The following is an 18,874-nucleotide window of genomic DNA, read 5'->3' as shown; positions in this document are numbered from 1 at the left end:
GATATTAAGCCTGACGAAGATATTATTGAGTGTTTTTATTCAAGGTATCTAATCGCAGCTGATGGCGTTGATTATAAAACTTCACATAGGTTAAATAGCCAGCAAGAATGGTAGAAAGACTGGCTGTCGCTAATAGCATGAAGGTTACCATAATTTGGTATTTAACTGCCTGCAAAGGGTCAACCCCTGCAAAAATTAGCCCTGACATCATACCCGGTAGACTAACAATCCCAACCGTTTTGGCTGAATCCACAGTAGGGATTAATGATGCTCGAATACTTTCACGAATAATGGATGCTGAAGCAATTTTCGGCGTTGCTCCGAGGCTCAGCATTTCTTGAATTTGTTGCTGTTGAGTGTTAAATCGTTGTCCCAAGTTATTGAAGCAAAGACCAACGGCTATCATGGCGTTTCCTGCAATCATGCCAGTAATTGGGATCACTTGCATTGGAGTGAAGGCGATAGCTTCAGTAATAATCAATACCAACAAGGTTAAAAATGTGCCTGAGGTAATGGCAATTAATGCGGTGATAAATAATTTGTCGAGGTATTTGCTGCGTTTTTTTGCATTCCATGCAGCGTTAAAGCAGATAAATAACACTAATAAAACAGTGAGTGCTTTATGATCAATATGGAATATATATGTGAGGATATATCCGGCAATTAAAAGCTGAACAATAGCTCGGAAAGTACTCCAAATAATATCTTTTTCGAGAGAAAGCTTTTCTTTGTGGCTAATAAAAATTGCCACTAAGACTAACATGATAGAGAAAGCGAGCGACTCATTAGAAATAGTAGGTTGATGCACGGTTAATTCCTATTTTTCGCTATGATGTACGGGAAGAGTAATAATATCGTCAGCATGGGCGATTTCATCTTGGTCATGAGTGACCCAAAGTATGGCAATATTATTCTTGACCGCTAATTGATGAATTAGCTCATTGACTTTGATTTTATTTTGTTCATCTAAAGCACTGGTAATTTCATCCAGAAGTAAGATTTGCGGCAGAAATTGCAAATTTCGGATCAGCGAAACTCGCTGTTTTTCTCCACCAGAAAGTTCGTTAATTCCTTTTTCTAGGATTGAGTCTGGCAGTGAAAAATAGCTTAAATCATCTAAAATCTTTTTTTTATCAAATGACTGGTTACGAATTTGATATGGAAAAAATAAATTGTCATAGACGGTATTCCCAAATAACGCGGGTGTCTGAGTACAATAGGAGACTTGCTGGCGATACTTTTCTGGCAAAATAGTATTGATGTTTTGCCCAGCAAAGAGGATCTCTCCATAGCTAGGAGGAAGTAAAGAAGAGATAATTTTTAGTAATGTACTTTTCCCACAACCTGAGGGACCCGTGATCAATTTAAATTCGCCAGGGTATAGGTCAATCTGCACATTATCCAAAATTATCTTCTGACCAACCTGAAAACCGATATTTTTGAGCTGTAGTAAGGTGTGTTTTGTTTCCATGTATGACCTAATCCATCTAATTCTATTATCGAGATTATGGATATTATGCGCCAATTTAGGCTAAATAGACACCGCGTTATGTGGAACAGATTGGGTAAATTAGATTTGCATGGCTAAAATAGTTGCCTTATTATTTTAAGTAACGTCTTGTTAGGAGATGGCATTCCTCCTAGTTTAACCGTCCTTTTGTGGACTGATGATGCCTACGTAAACCTATTCATTTGAATGGGCACGTAGGATTATGTGCCCGAATGTAGGGCATAAATGTCTGCGGGAGCTTTTCCTTGCATTTATTCCCATATGACTTGTAAGGAAAGTAGCAATGTACGCATCTCTTATTTCTATTGCTTTGGGCTCAGTGTTAGGTGGCTGGTTAAGATGGCTAATCGGCTTGAAGCTCAATAATTTACATCCTCATATCCCCTTTGGTACGGTGTTCGTCAATTTAGTGGGCGGCTTTATTATTGGTTTTGCTGTCTCTTACTTTGCGAGTGCGAATATTAATCCTGCATACAAATTATTTATTGTGACGGGTTTTTGTGGGGCATTTACTACCTTTTCAACGTTTTCGTTGGAAGTGTTGGTGATGCTACAAGAAGGGAAGCTAGTGGTCGCATTTAGTACCATTGCAATACATGTTCTCGGCGCGTTGCTCTTCACTTTATTGGGTATGCTGTGTCATAACATGCTTTCTCAAGGATAATCTACATCGGTGCAGTGATTTATTTCTCATTCATTGGATGTGTTCAATTAATAGCCTATTTGTGGATGCGAATAGGCTATTTTTATCTTTATTTTCAGAAAAAATGAGGAAGGGTGAAATAAAGCAGAATATATTGCCAACGTGGCTAACAATTTGCTTTTATCATGAAAACCTGACAAATAGATAGTGAATGAATAAAAATATATTACTGGGCAACAGAATATAAATTTGGCATTTCCCTTGTCACGAAAAAGAATGAATTATTAGTAAAAGTAACTTTTTTAAAATATCCCATCAAAAACTCAGATTATCACAAAGTGATGTTTCTGTTTTTCAATTATCCAACCTTATATATGACTATGTCACTCGTAATACCCTATTAGTGTATTTTCATCCTTACACTGTAACTTAATCTATACATCCATTTTTTCAGTGATATGATGAATTTGTTGTTTAATTGTAATGGGTTGGATGGATATATATCGTTTGGTTTTAATTTACTCGCCATTTGAATGTCAAAGTTTAATTAAAACCAAATTTTAATTATAAAAAACTACAACGGAAATAAATAAAAATAATAAATACGGGGAAAAGTCATGTCACAAATGTTAGCTCTATTATTAATTGTTGGGATACTGTACATCGGAGATGCCATTGCGGTACGAACAAAAGCTTGGATCCCATCGGTATTTGTGTGCGCAGTATTATTTCTTTTAGGTTATTGGACGTTCTTCCCAAAAGATATTGTTAGCATTGCAGGGATCCCTAAAGTGGTTGCTGTCATGTTGATGTATTTGTTAATTACGAACATGGGCACATTGCTGTCATTGAAAGAACTTTTGCATCAATGGAAAACTATCTTAATTTCGTTATCTGGTATTTTGGGAATTATCGTTTTTATTTATGGCGTAGGTCTCGCTTTATTTGATTTAAATACCGTGTTAGTGGCAATTCCACCATTAGTGGGCGGTATCGTTTCTTCGTTGATCATGTCAAAAGGGGCGGCAGAAGCAGGACTGGTGGATTTATCTGTATTTGCCATCTTAATTTATGTGATGCAAGGCTTTGCGGGATACCCATTAACGGCAATTATGCTGAAACGTGAAGGGCGCCGAGTGCTTGAGCAATACCGCCGTGGCGCATGGAAAGAGTCTTTGGCCGTTGATGGCGCGGATGATGTTGAAGTAAAAACATTAGCGTCAGAAAGTGCAATGCCTCGATTGTTTAAACGTATTCCAAGTCACTATAACACCAGCTATTTTCAATTTTTACGATTAGTGGTAGTGGGCTATTTAGCGTATTTGGCTTCTACGGTTGCTGCGCCTTATGTCAGTATCAGCCCATTTGTTCTGTGCTTATTATTTGGTGTCATCGCGTCTTCGATGGGCTTTTTGGAGAGGCAACCGTTACAGAAAGCGAACGGTTTTGGTTTCGCTATCATGGCATTGATGCTGTTCATCTTTGATACGTTAAATCACGCGACGCCTGATATGTTGCTGAGATTGGTCTATCCAATGGTGGTGTTGATTGTTGCCGCTGTGGTGGGCATGTTCATCGCATCGTGGATTGTAGGGAAAATTTTAGGGGTATCAAAAGAGATGGCATTTGCGGTTTCATTGACTGCGCTATATGGATTCCCAGCAGATTATATCATTACCAATGAAGCGATAAATGCGCTGACCAAAGATGAAAAAGAGCGTCAGATTTTAACCAGTCACATGTTAGGACCGATGCTAGTTGGCGGATTTATCTCTGTCACCATGGTATCTGTGGTATTAGCGGGCATCATGGTAGCTTATATCGTGCCTGTCGCGGCGTAATAACTGAATATAAAAACGCATAATAATAAGGCGTTAAAAAATAAATAAGGACAGAAAATGGTCAATAATAACATTACAGCTTCCATTAAAAAGCACACTGAAGGGATGATAGCTTTTCGACGAGATCTTCACGCTCATCCAGAATTGCCATTCGAGGAAGTGAGAACGACAAAACGAATTGCTGAAGAGCTAGGGAAAATAGGCATCGAATATCGGCTGACTGAACCAACAGGGATTATTGCAGACATTAAGGGCGGCAAGCCTGGAAAAACAGTCGCTTTACGTGCAGATATTGATGCCTTACCTGTGCAAGAGTTGAATAAGTCTCTTGAGTATAAATCGACAAACGAAGGGAAAATGCATGCTTGCGGGCATGACGCACATACGGCGATGTTGTTGACCGCCGCTAAAGCATTGTATGAAGTTCGTGATGAATTAAAAGGAAATATCCGCCTCATTTTTCAACCTGCTGAGGAGATAGCGCAAGGCGCTAAAGCGATGGTGAAACAAGGGGCTGTGGATAATGTCGATAACGTGTTCGGCATGCATATTTGGTCAACGACACCATCCGGAAAAGTGTCATGTAATGTGGGAGGCACTTTTGCTTCTGCGGATTTATTGGTCGTGAAATTTAAAGGGCGCGGGGGGCATGGTTCAATGCCTGAGGCTACCGTTGATGCCGCGATTGTTGCCTCATCATTTGTCATGAATTTGCAAGCTATCGTTTCTCGTGAAACATCATCCTTAGATTCTGCGGTGGTGACTATCGGTAAAATGGATGTTGGGACACGGTTCAATGTTATTGCCGAAAATGCGGTGCTCGATGGTACGGTACGTTGTTTTGATATTGAAACACGTAATCGCATTGAAGCTGCGATTCGCCGTTATGCTGATCATACAGCAGCAATGTATGGTGCAACGGCAGAAGTGGATTATATCTACGGAACACTGCCTGTTATTAATGAGGAGCGTAGTGCATTATTGGCGCAATCGGTGATAGCGGAAGCATTCGGTGAACAGGCTTTAATGGCGGAAAAGCCGACGCCAGGTGGCGAGGATTTTAGCTTTTATATGGAAAATATCCCAGGATGTTTCGCTCTATTAGGTTCGGGTAACCCAGAAAAAGATACTCAATGGGCACATCACCACGGTTGTTTTAACATCGATGAAGACGTCATGGCATCCGGTGCGGAACTTTATGCGCAGTATGCATGGTCTTATTTACAGCAAGATAAATTCTAAGGCTGGGATTGTATGAGTCTAGTGTTGATATATTGAATATAACCCGAACGGTAAGCAATATCGTTCGGGTTTTTTTTTTACTCAATAAACTGGGATCTTTCGGCTTTGATACAAAATACAGAATTATGATGTTGATTACGAATTATGATGAACAAAAATAGCTTCTCTGAGACGTTGTTGTAACTCAAAGCGTTGTTCTTGGGTGAGCTGCTCATCATGAGAAAGCTGCATCAGCATTTCATTCATGTTATGAACGATGTTTTCATCTAGCAGTAATGCCACTTTATTGGCTATATCTTGATAATAATCCACGGTAAATTCTCCTAAGCGTAGCGTTCGTTAATCAATTCTGTTTATCAATCACCATGACGGCCATGGTGTTTGGCTCAAGTGCACGCATGATATGTGGCTCGTCACCACGATAATGAATGTAATCACCGACATTGAGTTCTACGGGATTCTCGAGAGGACCGACTAAGGCTCGTCCTGACATTAAAATAATGTGTTCAGTGACCCCCTGCATATGGGGTGATGAAATACGATCTCGTCCGGGTTGAGCGACAACCGTATAAATATCTCGCTGGGAATTGACTGGAGCAGAGGAGAGCAGGTATGCCAAATAGTTTGCATGTTCTGCACTAACTGGTGTGCCTTCACCGTGGCGGATCACCGTTACCGCTGCACGCTTTTCCTCAATTAAACGCGAAAATGGAATATCCAAGGCGACACACAGTGCCCATAACGTCTCAATACTGGGATTACCACTGCCCGCTTCAAGTTGGGATAATGTGGACTTAGCTATCCCCGCTTTACGGGCAAGCTCGGAGAGAGACATCCCACTTTTTTGCCTTTCACAAGCCAAGGATTTTGAAATTAATTCGATTGGGGGCGTGAATAAGGTCAACGTAAACATCCTATTTTAATTGCACTTAGCCTAATGTAACGACATAATGAACGAATGTTTTTTATATCGAACGGTCGTTCTATGCAGAAATCTACATTTCAGTTTTCTATTCTCCATAATAGCACAGTGAAAAACATTGCACTGGTGTGTATTGCGGACCTAATTGTGGGGATATCTTATGGCGCTTTAGCTCACTCACAAGGCTTTGATTGGTGGGTTCCGCTGGTATTGTCTATTTTGGTTTTAGCGGGCGCGTCTGAGTTTTTATTTATTGGTGTTGTTTTTTCTGGGGGAAGTCCGATATCCGCTGCTTTAGCGGGCTTATTGGTCAATTCTCGTCATATTCCATTTAGTTTTGCTGTGAGTGAGCTAGCAGGAAAAGGACCGAAAGCGTTGCTGGGGTACCACATTATGAATGATGAAAGTGTGGTATTTGGTTTGGCGCAAGAAAGTCAGCAAGAGAAAACAGCTGCATTCTGGCTATGTGGGTTAGGTATTTTGATTTGCTGGCCTGTCGGAGTAATTATAGGTGAAATCCTGGGGAGCTTTATCCAAGATACTCATGCCCTTGGGATGGATGCAATGTTTCCTGCCATTATTTTGGCGCTCAGTTTGCCGGCGCTAAAAGATAAACGCCTGAGATTAGCCGCCATAATCGGCGCGGTTATCGCTATGGTAACAACACCAGTGTTACCCGCGGGTATTCCTGTATTACTCGCACTGTTGAGTTTAGTTATCTATATAAGGAAATAATGATGATGGAACATTCATGGTTGATGATGAGTGGGATCCTTATTTTAGCAATTGGCACGTATTTGATGCGTGCATCTGGGGCTTTGCTAAAAGGTCGAGTGAATCTCACTGAGCAAAATAAAGCACTCTTTTCGGCGGCAGCTATTGTCATTTTATTTTCTGTAGCGATGACAGCAACGGTTTTCTCAGGTGATGAACTATCTGATTTTCCTAAAATTATTGGTGTGGCCGTTGCAGGAATACTCACTTGGTATCGTAAGCCATTTATTGTGATTGTGTTATCGGCAGCATTGATGACGGCAGCATTGCGTTGGTTATTTTAAGCAAAAAAAAGCCCCTATGGCATTAGGGGCAAAATTAGGGATATACCTAAACGTTATTGTGTGCAAGTAAGATACTGATTTTTAAATAACAATGCCAAATGGTTGGCATTATCAGTGTAACAGGCATAGCCTATGGTTTAGGGTAATTCATTTGTCACTTTGCTGCGGGTGCTGTAGCCGGTACTGGCATCGGCATCGGCTGTGCAGGCTTGAACTCTGGTACTTCCACGACAGACATCTTCACCATGTAACGTTTGCCATCTTCAATTTTAGGTGTATCGTTCGCCAGTTTTTTGAGGGTTTCGTTTGGTTTGGTGGTTTGTTCTGTCACGCTATACACCATATTATGGTGATTGCCACCGTGATGGCGTGGTGATTTATTCATATCAACATTGGCTGCAGCAGCGGCAAAGCCTACAGACATTAAAATAGCAGCGAGTAAACCTTGGTTTAATTTGTTCATTTCTATCTCCTCATTACGTGATGAGAGGATAATTCATCAATTAGGTTTCGCTCGCAATGGCTTTTACCTGCTTTGACTAAAGCTCCATATTTCCTGCATGTTTTATCCTTTCTTTACACATTTTATGGAAAATAATGCCGTTATTTTATGAAAAGAATGACAGCGAAAGAAGAATAAAGATAACCCAGAACATCTCTGGGTCATTGACGGGGTTAGCACGCAATTTGTGGTTGCTGAGGCTCAAGAGGGGGTAAACCATAGGCTGCACGAGCACGATCGCAGGCCTCATTGTGTATGCCGTTATGCCATGATTGTTCGAATTCTCGGCATGGAGTCGGACGCTGCTCATAGATGGAACATGACACACATTCACCTACGTTACCCGTTAGTGCCGTACAACGGGTATTTGGTTTTTGGTTTGTGCCTTGCATGCAGCTCATAAACGGGGTGATTTGCTCTGTCAAATGCTGAGGTACAGAGCCCCCGCCAGCTTCCGCTTCAGCCCAATAAAATGAGACACGAAAGTAGGCGCAACAAGCACCACAGTTGACACAAGGGTTATCTGAAGGATCAGTTTTTAGTATATGAATAATATTGGTCATATAAAAAATCTAACAATGAAGTTGATAGTTCCCGTAGGAAACGGGAGACGCAACACAGGCAGGAAGCCTAAGAAAATGTTGCTCAGCCGCTATTATGTTACGCAGCTCTACGTATTGGCAATATTTTTTAGAGTAAAAGCCCAATATTTGCAATCAGGTCAAAATAAAGTAAAAAATTCAGTGAGTTATAACTATAAAAAAACCTGCCGTTCAACGGGCAGGTTTCAGGGAGTATTCGGTGATAAGGACGATTAAACGTGTTTCAAATCACCGTCATCTTCTTGGTTAAAAATGGATTTGTCTGTTTCGCCCATTAATTGGCTAGTCACGGTACCTGCAGTCATTGAACCACTCACGTTCAGTGCCGTACGACCCATATCAATTAATGGCTCAACTGAAATCAATAACGCGACTAAAGTAACAGGTAAGCCCATCGCTGGCAGTACAATCAGTGCAGCAAACGTTGCACCACCACCCACACCTGCGACACCCGCAGAGCTGATAGTCACAATACCGACTAAAGTCGCGATCCACAGTGGGTCAAATGGATTGATACCCATTGTTGGTGCCACCATAACCGCTAACATGGCAGGGTAGATACCTGCACAACCGTTTTGACCGATAGTTGCACCGAAAGACGCAGAGAAGCTGGCGATCGATTCTGGTACACCAAAGCGGCGAGTTTGCGTTTCAATATTCAGTGGAATACTTGCAGCACTCGAACGGCTAGTAAAGGCGAATGTCAGTACAGGACCTGCTTTCTTAAAGAATTTAATCGGATTTAAACCGGTTGTCGCAATTAAGACACCGTGAATCACAAACATAATGGCTAATGCCACGTATGATGCAACCACAAAGGTACCTAAATTAATGATGTCAGCTAAATTCGAGCTTGCGACCACTTTGATCATCAGTGCCATCACACCATAAGGCGTTAAGCGCATGACTAAGCGGACTAATTTCATTGCCCAAGCCTGCATCACATCGATAGCCGCTAATGCTTTTTCACCACGTTCTTTATCATCTTTGAACAGTTGCAGTGCCGCTACTCCTAAGAATGCAGCAAAAATAACCACACTAATAATAGATGTTGGGCTTGCACCTGTTAAATCAGCAAACGGGTTTTTCGGGATAAAGGACAGGATCAATTGCGGAACGGTTAAATCCGATACTTTACCAATGTAATTTGTTTCAATGGCAGCTAAACGTGCAGTTTCAGATTGACCTTGGACTAACCCTTCAGCAGTTAAGCCGAACAAGTTAGCAATCAAGATACCGATTAGAGCAGCGATAGCGGTTGTGAACAGCAGTGTGCCAATGGTTAAAAAGCTGATTTTCCCTAAAGAAGATGCCTTATGGAGTCTAGCTACTGCACTCAGAATTGAGGCAAATACCAGAGGCATAATCACCATTTGTAATAGTTGAACATAACCATTACCAACGATATTAAACCAAAGAATGGAGTCTTTTACCGTTTGGTGACCAGAACCATACACCAGGTGCAGTCCCACACCATAAGCAACACCGAATACCAGACCCAGTAAGACTTTTTTGGATAGGCTCCAACCATTCGATCCGAGTTTTGCTAACAGTATTAAAAGTGCTACGAAAACGAGCACATTGATAATCAGGGGAATATTCATTCCGCACTCCAAATTGTAATTATTTTACATAATGATTCTTGTTGTTAATCCTTAATAGGTATAAGGATTTCGTTTCTTCTAACAACTGGTTATATGATATCAGTTGAAGTTAGTCATTACTTATAATCAAAAGTTATAATTTAGGTTGATTTATACTTACAGTATATTACAAAAGTGATGTTTTTGTCGGTAAGTGTATATTTATCTGATTATTAAAATAATTTAGTACGCTTTCTATTTGCTGGAACCAGTCAGCTGGATGCCCTGCGGGTATAAGCACCGCACAGACGGTCAAAAGCACGGCAATAAAGCGTTCTCCGCGTTTACTAGATTTACCGCGTAGAACGGGAAAACAGAAACGTAATGGTAATGGCCATAAAAATGGGACACCGGATGGCGTCAGCATATCGGCAATTAAATGGCTCATATAACCAAGTAAAAACGCTTGGATAAGGTCAGGGGGTAAATCCCAATAATGGGGTAACCATTGATAGCTGGAAATCAGCAAAATTAGCCATGCAATAAGGCTATGCGTAAAGCCTCGATGACCGCAGAGCTTGGATATGGGAATAGAAATAATACGAAAAAGTCGCCCAAGAATGGATGATGGATGGTCGATATCCGGCAATAAGGCACCCAGCAAAACGCCTGGCACCATATGCAACCAATCACCCTGAGCGAACTCTGGCGTAATTTGCAGTTTATGAGCCATTATGAGTGAGGCGACAGAAAAAAGCAGGTGCCCTTCAGCAGTCATGGTGGATAAAATACCATCTGTTTATCTATACAGTAGGCGGGCAGTATAATGGGTTTGAGCGGAATTTGGTAGAGGGTGAGAGTTAAAAAAACTCTTATTTATTAGCTAATAACCGTAGATTTTTATACTTTTCAAAATTTCCCCTACGCAAATAATGTAGGGGAAAGAAATCATCACTAATTCATTTAAGATTAACGTAAATTTTCTGGACGTAAATCATTTAATGAAGCGAGTTTGACATCTGCCAAACCCCAGCGTGGGTCATTGAAGTGCTTGTTATCAGGAACCACGATAGAGCGCATTCTTGCGGCTTTTGCTGCAATCATGCCATTAAAGGAATCTTCCAATGAAACGCAGTGAATAGGCTTTGTCGATAATTCTGCTGCGGCTTTTAAATAAACTTCAGGATGGGGTTTGCTTAAAGGCAATTTTGCTGCGGAAACAACCGCAGAAAAATAATGGCGAATATCAAATAAATTCAGTACCTTCTCCAACATGTAATCCGGAGATGCTGATGCTAACGCAATTTTTAAATCCATTGAACGGCATAACTCTAATGCATGTTGGACACCGGGCAACAATGGGCGTTTCTCTTCGACTAAGCCAATGACTCTGTCAATAATACGCTGTTTTGCCTCTTCTAAACTGCAGCCTTGCCAAGGGGATGCGTTATACCAAAGTTCAACAACGTGGTCGATACGCAAACCGAGGGTATCTGGAAGCGTGTGCTTGATGGATAAATCAACCCCTAACTCTGCAAATACTTCATCTTCTCCCTGTTCCCAGAAAGGTTCCGAGTCAATCAGCAAACCATCCATATCAAAGATAACAGATTGGATAGGTAATTTATGATACATAGCAAACTCCATTCATTTAGATACCCATTTGAAAATAGGGTATGGGGGCTGTCGCTGCATTTTAATCACAGTCAATTTAGTGTCTAAAACTATTCTAACAAGCCATGACTTTCGGTTATAGAGATATATGTGCTATCACATGATTTTATTGAAAATTTGAATTTAGCGGGTGATATGAATGCAATTAAATTTTTGAATAATCCGAAACTCAATTTTTAACTATCATTTTTTTATAGAAATTTGGAGCCAGCAAATATTATCGGCTATGATTAGCGTAGAAAAAAACTCTGAGGAATAGTTGTAATGAATTACCACAAGGCAAATTCTCTTGCGATTGGCAAACGTATTTTGGGCTGGATCGTATTTTTTGTAGCATTAATTTCTACGTTAGCATCATTAATTAAACTCGCTGCTCTGAAAGGAATTCAAGGTGAAGGGATCAATGCGGTTGCTAATGATTTTGTGAAATTGATGGCAGAAATGGCTCGACAAAGCACACCATTTTTAAATGTATTTTGGAATAATTCGCCAGTTCCTGAAGTAAGCCAAGGTTTTTCTGGTAGCTGTATCGGATTTTTTGTTATTTTTATTTTTATCTTTGTGGGATTAGCACTAAGCGCATCAGGCTTACGCATGTATCGTCAAATTAAGTTTATTCGTGAAAGCATTGAAGACCATGTCATTCTAGAGAATGCTAAAGGCAGTGAGGTCACAAAAGAAGAATTAGAATCTAAAGTGACCATTCCCCGACACACTATTTTTAAACAGTTCTTTTTGATGTATTTCTGGCCGATAGTCTTAGGGATTGTAATCTATTTTGCATTAAAGCTCCTGAATTGGTAATTCTCCCATCATAATCCTGCGCTGCATCAGGTTTATTCCCGTGCAGCGCATCACTGAGTTTAGATTATTCATCTGCGAGTAAATTATCAATAATATTGCGGGCATGCAGATAGCTTTGCTCATTGCCAAACATATTGGCTTGATTGAGTAAGAAATAGAGTTGATAGATTGGTTGCCTATCTAAGAAACTTGCGGGTAGCGGCCAAACGCTTTGGTAGCCATCAATAATTTGAATAGGAATTTCTTTATACAATGGCAACATGGCGATATCGCATTCCCGATCACCCCAATAACATGCAGGGTCGTAAAGTACGCCATCTATTTGGTTGGTGATGGCACAGTTTGCTGGCCACAAATCACCGTGTAATAAAGAAGGTTGAGGCTGATGCCCGGACAAACGGTGTTTAACAATATCAACCAGTTTTTGAATATCACCAAAAACCATGCCTTTTTCGGACGCTATTTGTAATTGAAGACCAATACGTTTTTCTGCAAAGAATGCATTCCAACGCTTTTCCCATCCATTTGGCTGAACAGTCGTACTGAGCATAGTATCAAAATCAAAACCATAACTTGGTTGCTCTTCCCATTGATGCAGTCGAGCCAATTGTTGTCCAAAATGCCACGCATTGGTGTTATCAAAATGTTTTAATGGGAAATATTCGAGGAGAAGAAAGCTATTATGCTTATTACTGCCTAAACCGTAGACTTTCGGCACGGTCACAGTCTGGCTTTTCGCTAGCATTTCGAGTTGTTCTGCCTCTTGTTTAAAGAGGGGGAGAAACTCACGGCGATTTTGTTTCACGAACACAGTATGCTCACCATAATCGATTCTTAAGGTGTTATGAATATCTCCACCAGAAAGAATCACTTTATTGTGCAGCTCTGCTTCACCAAAGTGTTCAATTAATAAACGATTCATCGCTTGCCACATGATCCACCTCACTGTGATTTGGTCTTCACTCATACCATACTATAGCGACAATTTAGGAATTAACAGTGATCATTGTTTAAAAATTACGCCATATCAAGAAAATGGTTGTGGCTGATTTTTATCAAAAATTGGATGAGTGCCTATTCTTACGGGGAAGGAGAGTGTACGGGGCTGTTTCTTTGATATGGAATCTATAAGGTAGAGTAAAAAGCTGAATAGGTGAGACCCCGATTCAGCTTTTTGTGGTTATGCCGTATGCAAATCTTGGCGAGTGATACGTGATTTTCGACGGGCTAGGACGAGCTTGCTGTAGATTAAGGCGATAACAAAATAACCGGCTTGGATCACCACGATAGTCGGGCCTGTCGTCGCATTGATATGAAAACTGACAATGGTGCCCAGCACACTGGATGTGACGGAGGCGATAATCGCTATCACTAACATCCAACCAAAACTTCGACATAGAACAAAGGCGATAATTCCCGGTGAAATCAGCATGGCAATCACCAGAATGATCCCGACAGCTTGTAATGATGCCACGATGGTTAAGGCGAGTAATGAGAGCAAGCCATAATGCAGCCATTTGACAGGAAGCCCAATGACTCGCGCTTGATTTGGGTCGAAGCAGTAAAGCATAAAGTCTTTACGTTTGAGTAAGATAATGGCAATGGTTATCCCAGCAAACAGCAAAATTTGCTTAAACTCATCATCGGTGATCCCTAAAATATCCCCGAATAAAATGTGTGTGAGATGCTGCTCCGTGTCGATTTTTGCGAACATTACTAAGCCGATGGCAAACATACCAGAGAAAACAATACCCATGACGGTGTCTTCTTTTATTCGGCTATTTTCTTTTAAGTAACCCGTTGCAATAGCACAGAATAACCCAGAAACAAAAGCCCCAATAGCCAGAGGGATACCGATTAATGACGCGATAATAATGCCAGGCAACACGGCATGGGAAATGGCGTCACCCATTAATGACCAGCCTTTTAGCACTAAAAAACAGGATAAAATAGCGCAGACAGTACCCGTAACAATCGCGGTGATTAAGGCTTTTTGCATAAATGGAAATGCGAAAGGCGCCATGAGTAAGTCCATAAAATCATTCATGGGTGGCTCCTTGTTGTTTGCTTTGATGCAGGTCCGCCACTTCGATACGCGCTTTACGGCGAGAGGCGATCAGTCCATGTTTGGGTGCAAAGAAGAATGCCAGTAGGAAAATGACAGTCTGGAATGTCACAATCAGCCCACCTGTTGCACCGTTTAAAAAGTAGCTGAGGTAAGCGCCAATCGCGCTTGTTGCAGTACCAATAGAGACTGAGATAATCAGCAAAGTTTTAAACTTGTCTGTGAGCAAATAAGCCGTAGCACCTGGAGTGACTACCATCGCGATAACGAGAATCGCCCCCACCGTTTGCAGAGCAGCAACAGTACATGCACTTAATAAGGTGAAGAAAATAATTTTTAAGCGTAGTGGGTTTAAACCAATAGAACGAGCATGGCTTTCATCAAAGAATACTGCGAGTAAATCTTTCCATAGACACATCAGAACAACAAATGAAATTGCGATGATGATTTCGACTTGAAGCACGTCGGCGTCCGCAATACCCAAAATATTACCGAAGATAATACTTTGCACATTGACCGATGTTGGATTCAAGGAAACGATTAATAACCCTGCGGCAAAGAACGTGGAAAATATAAACCCAATAACGGCATCTTCCCGTAATCGAGTGAGATGCTTAACAAACGTCATCGCAAGTGCCGCGAGGATCCCTGTAAAAAAGGCGCCAGCGGCATAAGGTAATCCTAGTGCATAAGCGCCAGCTACACCGGGTACGACGGAATGGGAGAGGGCATCTCCCATCAATGACCAACCTTTGAGCATCAAATAAGCCGATAAGAAAGCGCACACCGCACCAACGATGGCACTGACCCAAATTGCCTTAACCATAAAGTTGTACTCAAATGGTTGCAGTAACAACGCGATCATTCGGATTCCTTAGGCTGATTTTTTCTAACCGGTGCATCATGATCGTGACCATAGAAGACAGCTGCGCGCTCGTCATCCGTAATAACAGTGACAGAGCGAGGGTCATCATCATCGTGAAGCTCTTGACCGGATAAGTTAATGTGTCGCAGCACGCCACCAAACGCTTGCTGTAAATTGCGTTGAGTAAAGGTCGTTTCTGTGGGACCACTGGCAAGCACGGTACGGTTAATTAAGATCACATGGTCACAAAATTCAGGCACGCTTCCCAAGTTATGGGTAGAAACTAAAATTAAATGCCCTTCATCACGCAGACTACGCAGCAAATCGATAATAGCGTTTTCTGTTTTTACATCGACACCAGTAAATGGTTCATCGAGTAATAACACTTTACCTTGCTGGGCAAGCGCACGGGCTAAAAATACGCGTTTTTTTTGCCCACCAGAGAGCTCACCAATTTGGCGATTTTCTAAACCGGCTAGATCCACGCGCTCTAATGCCATTTTAACGGCATCTTTATCTTCCTTTTTAGGGATTCTAAAGAACCCCATCTTGCCATATCGCCCCATCATCACGACATCAGATACGAGGACAGGGAAATTCCAGTCGACTTCTTCGGTTTGGGGGACGTAAGCAATGATATTTTCTTTTAATGCCGCTTTAATGGGTTGATTATTCAGGGTCACACTACCCGAAGATGGGGTGACTAACCCCATAATGGTTTTGAACAGGGTGGACTTACCACTTCCATTCACGCCAACAAGTGCGCAAATGGAACCACCATGAATATTAAAACTAGCATCATAAATTGCAGTATGACCGTTGTTATAGGTAACTGTTGCATCATCAACAATTAGCGTTGGATGCTCGAACTGATTTGTATGGCTCATTTACTGTGAAAATCCTTTTGCAATGGTATCAACGGTCGTGTTCAACAGGTCAATGTAAGTTGGTACAGGACCTTCGGCGGTTGACAGGGAGTCAACGTAGAGTACGCCACCGTATTTTGCACCTGTTTCTTTACTGACTTGCAGAGCCGGTTTATCTGAAATGGTACTTTCACTGAAAACAACTGGAATATTGTGTTCACGAACAGTATCAATGACTTTTTTAACTTGCATTGGTGACCCTTGCTCTTCAGCATTAATTGGCCACAAGTAGACTTCTTTGAAACCATAGTCTTTGGTTAGGTAGCTAAATGCGCCTTCACTGGTGACTAACCAACGTTTATCTTCAGGAATACGGTTTAAACGTTCACGTAGTGGCGCATCAAGTGCTGCAATTTCTTGAGAATATTTTTTGGCATTCGCATTGTAGGTTTCTGCGTTTGAGGGATCGTATTTCACGAATGCTTTACGAATGTTTTCGATATAAATCTGTGCGTTTGCAGGGGACATCCATGCGTGAGGGTTTGGGTTATCTTTATATTCCCCTTCACGAATTGGCATTGGTTCAATACCTTCAGTGACCACAACCGCAGGGACATCTTTAAGATTTTCAAAAAAACGTTGGAACCAAACTTCCAAATTCATTCCATTCCATAAGATAAGATCGGCATCATAGGCTTTCATAATATCTTTAGGCGTCGGCTGGTAACCGTGAATTTCTGCACCAGGTTTAGTAATGGATTCGACAATTGCGGCATCACCGGCTACATTTTGAGCAATGTCTTGTATAATAGTAAACGTTGTGACCACTTTAAACTTCTTGGCTAAAGCGGGTTGGCTGACAAATAGAATAGCCGCAAGCGCGATGAGTGCTGTCCGCAAAGGCGTAGATAATCGGAATAAAAATGTTTTCATAAATAAGTCCTAACGTTGGGTCACTTGTACTAATTGGCTAAATGTTTTCACAAAGCACCTGTTTAATTAACTCAGTGCATTACGGGATTCGAATAAGCCTTCATTTTCACATTAAGGGTATTAACGCTATAATGTGTATGGTCTTTCTAGCGAATAATATTTATATCTCAATTGATAATGATTATCAATATCAATTATAAAAAATGCCCGTAAAAGCCAAAAGTGATATTTATGTTGTTTATGAGTTGATAATTCACATCATTATTTAACATGACTAAAACACGTCCAGAAGTAAAAGTTAAGTAAAAAATGTATTATTTTTCTAAAGATTAGCTATTCTTTTGGTGTTTTAATTTGCAGAGGATATAACAGTGAAAAAAATGGTCGGCAGTGCGCTTGTCCTTTTGCTATTGGCAGGTTGTTCAAGTGATCCCAATAAAACCGCGAACAGAACAAGAATGCTAGATAATCGTAATCAAATGCCGAACACGGCAGCCAATACTAGCTACCCGCGAACGCCTTATGATGAATTTATTCGTGAATCTGCTAGTCGTTATAGTGTGGATGAAACGCTGATTAGAGCGATTATTGAAGTAGAATCTAACTTCCGACCAGAAGTCGTAAGCAAATCGAATGCGATTGGTTTGATGCAAATTAAAGCATCTACGGCAGGACGCGATGCATACCGTTTTCAGGGGCGAGCGGGTGAACCAAGTTCTAGCGATTTAAAAGATCCGCGTAAAAATATTGATATTGGCACCGCTTATATTCGTATCCTCAAAGAGCAGCACTTGGCGGGCATTAGCCATCCTCAAACGATGTACTATGCAACCGTTGTGGCTTACGTCAATGGCGCAGGGGCATTATTACGAACATTTGATAATGATAAGTCAAAAGCGATTGCAATGATCAATAACTTATCCCCAGAAGAATTTTATCAGCATGTTCAATCTAAACACCCCGCACCACAAGCGCCACGTTATTTGTGGAAAGTCAAAAATGCGTATAACGCATTAGCGGTGAATTACTGATATTCAGCCAGTAAGTGTGGGAGCTGCGCGATGATTTCAACAATACCGTTGATAACAAATTGCACTCCCATACAAATTAATAGAAAGCCCATTACACGTCCTATCGCATCAATTCCACTATTTCCTAGCCATTTCATAATTGACGTTGCACCACGTAGTCCAATCCAAACAATCATACTGGTAATAAGAAAGACAATAATCGGGGCAACGATGATCACCCAAGGTGCAAAGCCAATATCTCCTTGCAAAGATGCGGTTGAGCTAATAATAATGGCGATAGTACCGGGTCCTGCGGTGCTTGGCATTGCCAGAGGAACGAAGGCAATATTTTGATTACCTTGACGTTTTTTGGGAACACTTAAATCATCAGCAGGGGGATTGTTGGTATCTTCACTATTTTCTGAGTTGGGAAACAACATTCCAAAACCAATAAAGACAACGATCAACCCTCCAGCAATACGTAACCCTGGAATTGAAATTCCAAAGGTACTCATGACTAATTGACCAGCATAAAAAGCGACGAGCATGATAATAAAAACATAGATTGCAGCAAGTCGTGACTGATGATCTCGCTGCTCTTTGGTCATATTGGATGAAATACTTAGCATGACAGCAATGGCAGTTAGCGGGTTAGCTAGTGGAAGGAGTAACACTAACCCAAGACCAACAGCTTGAAACAGTTGTAAAATATCTTGCATGTCGAAAACTGCCCTCCAATTAATCTAGAATTGCT

The 18,874-nt window shown here is 41.1% G+C and carries 22 protein-coding genes and 1 riboswitch; of the genes, 7 read left to right on the top strand and 15 right to left on the bottom strand.

Translation table 11 applies throughout. The features are described 5' to 3' along the window. Nucleotides 1–22: 22 nt before the first annotated feature. Both fetB and fetA read right to left on the bottom strand, forming a co-directional pair. Nucleotides 23–808, bottom strand: a complete 786-nt coding sequence (gene fetB, locus PR766_RS13045; RefSeq protein WP_006661990.1) for an iron efflux ABC transporter permease subunit FetB — start codon at nt 806–808, stop codon at nt 23–25. A 9-nt stretch (nt 809–817) separates the two neighbouring features. After that, the gene (fetA, locus tag PR766_RS13040; RefSeq protein WP_006661989.1) at nt 818–1,471 is read right to left on the bottom strand and encodes an iron efflux ABC transporter ATP-binding subunit FetA; all 654 of its coding nucleotides are present in this window, start codon (nt 1,469–1,471) and stop codon (nt 818–820) included. A 144-nt stretch (nt 1,472–1,615) separates the two neighbouring features. Next, nucleotides 1,616–1,684: riboswitch (Fluoride riboswitch) on the top strand. Nucleotides 1,685–1,793: 109 nt separating this feature from the next. Between fetA and crcB the strand changes: the two genes are divergently transcribed. The 3 genes from crcB to PR766_RS13025 all read left to right on the top strand — a co-directional run bounded on the left by crcB (nt 1,794) and on the right by PR766_RS13025 (nt 5,236). After that, nucleotides 1,794–2,174, top strand: coding sequence for a fluoride efflux transporter CrcB (gene crcB / locus PR766_RS13035; protein WP_006659423.1), 381 nt, complete (start codon nt 1,794–1,796; stop codon nt 2,172–2,174). A 596-nt stretch (nt 2,175–2,770) separates the two neighbouring features. Next, nucleotides 2,771–3,994 (top strand): hypothetical protein, encoded by a 1,224-nt coding sequence (locus tag PR766_RS13030; protein ID WP_006659425.1) that lies wholly within the window; start codon nt 2,771–2,773, stop codon nt 3,992–3,994. A 57-nt stretch (nt 3,995–4,051) separates the two neighbouring features. Next, entirely contained in the window at nt 4,052–5,236 is a 1,185-nt protein-coding gene (locus tag PR766_RS13025; protein WP_036965095.1) for a M20 family metallopeptidase, read from the top strand. Nucleotides 5,237–5,371: 135 nt separating this feature from the next. Here PR766_RS13025 and PR766_RS13020 read toward each other — a convergent pair whose 3' ends face one another. Then, nucleotides 5,372–5,548 carry a DUF2526 family protein gene (locus PR766_RS13020; RefSeq protein WP_006659427.1) on the bottom strand — a complete coding sequence of 59 codons (177 nt, stop codon included), beginning with the start codon at nt 5,546–5,548 and terminating at the stop codon, nt 5,372–5,374. A gap of 31 nt (nt 5,549–5,579) precedes the next feature. Further along, nucleotides 5,580–6,149 carry a helix-turn-helix domain-containing protein gene (locus tag PR766_RS13015; RefSeq protein ID WP_036965092.1) on the bottom strand — a complete coding sequence of 190 codons (570 nt, stop codon included), beginning with the start codon at nt 6,147–6,149 and terminating at the stop codon, nt 5,580–5,582. A gap of 72 nt (nt 6,150–6,221) precedes the next feature. On the opposite strand from PR766_RS13015, the gene PR766_RS13010 reads away from it, so the two are divergent. Beyond that, a complete protein-coding gene (locus PR766_RS13010; protein WP_006659429.1) occupies nt 6,222–6,893 on the top strand; it encodes an AzlC family ABC transporter permease in 672 nt (223 codons plus the stop codon). Next, complete coding sequence (locus PR766_RS13005; RefSeq protein ID WP_006661987.1) at nt 6,893–7,216, top strand: AzlD domain-containing protein; 324 nt, start codon at nt 6,893–6,895, stop codon at nt 7,214–7,216. Before PR766_RS13010 ends, PR766_RS13005 begins: the two co-directional genes overlap by 1 nt. Nucleotides 7,217–7,370: 154 nt before the next feature. On the opposite strand, the gene PR766_RS13000 is transcribed toward PR766_RS13005, so the two are convergent. The 5 genes from PR766_RS13000 to hxpB all read right to left on the bottom strand — a co-directional run bounded on the left by PR766_RS13000 (nt 7,371) and on the right by hxpB (nt 11,538). Beyond that, a complete protein-coding gene (locus tag PR766_RS13000) occupies nt 7,371–7,679 on the bottom strand; it encodes a hypothetical protein (protein ID WP_154629803.1) in 309 nt (102 codons plus the stop codon). Between the two features lie 212 nt (nt 7,680–7,891). After that, nucleotides 7,892–8,281, bottom strand: coding sequence for a YkgJ family cysteine cluster protein (locus tag PR766_RS12995; RefSeq protein WP_006661985.1), 390 nt, complete (start codon nt 8,279–8,281; stop codon nt 7,892–7,894). A gap of 251 nt (nt 8,282–8,532) precedes the next feature. Beyond that, nucleotides 8,533–9,924, bottom strand: a complete 1,392-nt coding sequence (locus PR766_RS12990; protein ID WP_006661983.1) for an L-cystine transporter — start codon at nt 9,922–9,924, stop codon at nt 8,533–8,535. A gap of 166 nt (nt 9,925–10,090) precedes the next feature. After that, nucleotides 10,091–10,681 (bottom strand): metal-dependent hydrolase, encoded by a 591-nt coding sequence (locus PR766_RS12985; protein WP_036960653.1) that lies wholly within the window; start codon nt 10,679–10,681, stop codon nt 10,091–10,093. Nucleotides 10,682–10,872: 191 nt separating this feature from the next. Then, nucleotides 10,873–11,538, bottom strand: a complete 666-nt coding sequence (hxpB, locus tag PR766_RS12980) for a hexitol phosphatase HxpB (RefSeq protein WP_006661981.1) — start codon at nt 11,536–11,538, stop codon at nt 10,873–10,875. 303 nt (nt 11,539–11,841) lie between these two features. On the opposite strand from hxpB, the gene PR766_RS12975 reads away from it, so the two are divergent. Further along, complete coding sequence (locus PR766_RS12975; RefSeq protein ID WP_154636474.1) at nt 11,842–12,381, top strand: YniB family protein; 540 nt, start codon at nt 11,842–11,844, stop codon at nt 12,379–12,381. A 64-nt stretch (nt 12,382–12,445) separates the two neighbouring features. Here PR766_RS12975 and PR766_RS12970 read toward each other — a convergent pair whose 3' ends face one another. The 5 genes from PR766_RS12970 to PR766_RS12950 all read right to left on the bottom strand — a co-directional run bounded on the left by PR766_RS12970 (nt 12,446) and on the right by PR766_RS12950 (nt 17,110). Next, entirely contained in the window at nt 12,446–13,315 is an 870-nt protein-coding gene (locus tag PR766_RS12970; protein WP_006661979.1) for a fructosamine kinase family protein, read from the bottom strand. A 246-nt stretch (nt 13,316–13,561) separates the two neighbouring features. Further along, entirely contained in the window at nt 13,562–14,428 is an 867-nt protein-coding gene (locus tag PR766_RS12965; protein ID WP_006659439.1) for a metal ABC transporter permease, read from the bottom strand. Then, on the bottom strand, nt 14,421–15,311 hold the full coding sequence (locus PR766_RS12960) for a metal ABC transporter permease (protein ID WP_006661978.1): 891 nt from the start codon (nt 15,309–15,311) through the stop codon (nt 14,421–14,423). The genes PR766_RS12965 and PR766_RS12960 overlap by 8 nt, the downstream gene beginning before the upstream one ends. After that, on the bottom strand, nt 15,308–16,198 hold the full coding sequence (locus PR766_RS12955; RefSeq protein ID WP_006661977.1) for a manganese/iron ABC transporter ATP-binding protein: 891 nt from the start codon (nt 16,196–16,198) through the stop codon (nt 15,308–15,310). Before PR766_RS12955 ends, PR766_RS12960 begins: the two co-directional genes overlap by 4 nt. Beyond that, nucleotides 16,199–17,110 (bottom strand): metal ABC transporter substrate-binding protein, encoded by a 912-nt coding sequence (locus tag PR766_RS12950; RefSeq protein WP_154636475.1) that lies wholly within the window; start codon nt 17,108–17,110, stop codon nt 16,199–16,201. Between the two features lie 371 nt (nt 17,111–17,481). Here PR766_RS12950 and PR766_RS12945 point away from each other — a divergent pair, with 371 nt between their 5' ends. Further along, nucleotides 17,482–18,141, top strand: a complete 660-nt coding sequence (locus tag PR766_RS12945; RefSeq protein WP_006661976.1) for a transglycosylase SLT domain-containing protein — start codon at nt 17,482–17,484, stop codon at nt 18,139–18,141. Here the strand turns inward: PR766_RS12945 and PR766_RS12940 are convergent. Then, nucleotides 18,135–18,839: a MarC family NAAT transporter gene (locus tag PR766_RS12940; RefSeq protein ID WP_006661975.1), complete on the bottom strand. Its 705-nt coding sequence runs from the start codon at nt 18,837–18,839 to the stop codon at nt 18,135–18,137. The genes PR766_RS12945 and PR766_RS12940 overlap by 7 nt on opposite strands. Between the last annotated feature and the right edge of the window lie 35 nt (nt 18,840–18,874).

The sequence above is a fragment of the Providencia sp. PROV208 genome, from assembly GCF_028479465.1.
GTDB lineage: Bacteria > Pseudomonadota > Gammaproteobacteria > Enterobacterales > Enterobacteriaceae > Providencia > Providencia alcalifaciens.
Note: the sequence above shows the minus strand (reverse complement) of the source record. Positions and strands in the feature narration are given on the sequence as shown.

Coding starts and splice junctions, on each gene's coding strand:
- fetA (WP_006661989.1), bottom strand. CDS start 1,471: ATGGAAACAAAACACACCTTACTACAGCTCAAAAATATCGGTTTTCAG.
- crcB (WP_006659423.1), top strand. CDS start 1,794: ATGTACGCATCTCTTATTTCTATTGCTTTGGGCTCAGTGTTAGGTGGC.
- PR766_RS13030 (WP_006659425.1), top strand. CDS start 2,771: ATGTCACAAATGTTAGCTCTATTATTAATTGTTGGGATACTGTACATC.
- PR766_RS13025 (WP_036965095.1), top strand. CDS start 4,052: ATGGTCAATAATAACATTACAGCTTCCATTAAAAAGCACACTGAAGGG.
- PR766_RS13015 (WP_036965092.1), bottom strand. CDS start 6,149: ATGTTTACGTTGACCTTATTCACGCCCCCAATCGAATTAATTTCAAAA.
- PR766_RS13010 (WP_006659429.1), top strand. CDS start 6,222: ATGCAGAAATCTACATTTCAGTTTTCTATTCTCCATAATAGCACAGTG.
- PR766_RS13005 (WP_006661987.1), top strand. CDS start 6,893: ATGATGATGGAACATTCATGGTTGATGATGAGTGGGATCCTTATTTTA.
- PR766_RS13000 (WP_154629803.1), bottom strand. CDS start 7,679: ATGAACAAATTAAACCAAGGTTTACTCGCTGCTATTTTAATGTCTGTA.
- PR766_RS12995 (WP_006661985.1), bottom strand. CDS start 8,281: ATGACCAATATTATTCATATACTAAAAACTGATCCTTCAGATAACCCT.
- PR766_RS12990 (WP_006661983.1), bottom strand. CDS start 9,924: ATGAATATTCCCCTGATTATCAATGTGCTCGTTTTCGTAGCACTTTTA.
- PR766_RS12985 (WP_036960653.1), bottom strand. CDS start 10,681: ATGACTGCTGAAGGGCACCTGCTTTTTTCTGTCGCCTCACTCATAATG.
- hxpB (WP_006661981.1), bottom strand. CDS start 11,538: ATGTATCATAAATTACCTATCCAATCTGTTATCTTTGATATGGATGGT.
- PR766_RS12975 (WP_154636474.1), top strand. CDS start 11,842: ATGAATTACCACAAGGCAAATTCTCTTGCGATTGGCAAACGTATTTTG.
- PR766_RS12970 (WP_006661979.1), bottom strand. CDS start 13,315: ATGTGGCAAGCGATGAATCGTTTATTAATTGAACACTTTGGTGAAGCA.
- PR766_RS12965 (WP_006659439.1), bottom strand. CDS start 14,428: ATGAATGATTTTATGGACTTACTCATGGCGCCTTTCGCATTTCCATTT.
- PR766_RS12960 (WP_006661978.1), bottom strand. CDS start 15,311: ATGATCGCGTTGTTACTGCAACCATTTGAGTACAACTTTATGGTTAAG.
- PR766_RS12955 (WP_006661977.1), bottom strand. CDS start 16,198: ATGAGCCATACAAATCAGTTCGAGCATCCAACGCTAATTGTTGATGAT.
- PR766_RS12950 (WP_154636475.1), bottom strand. CDS start 17,110: ATGAAAACATTTTTATTCCGATTATCTACGCCTTTGCGGACAGCACTC.
- PR766_RS12940 (WP_006661975.1), bottom strand. CDS start 18,839: ATGCAAGATATTTTACAACTGTTTCAAGCTGTTGGTCTTGGGTTAGTG.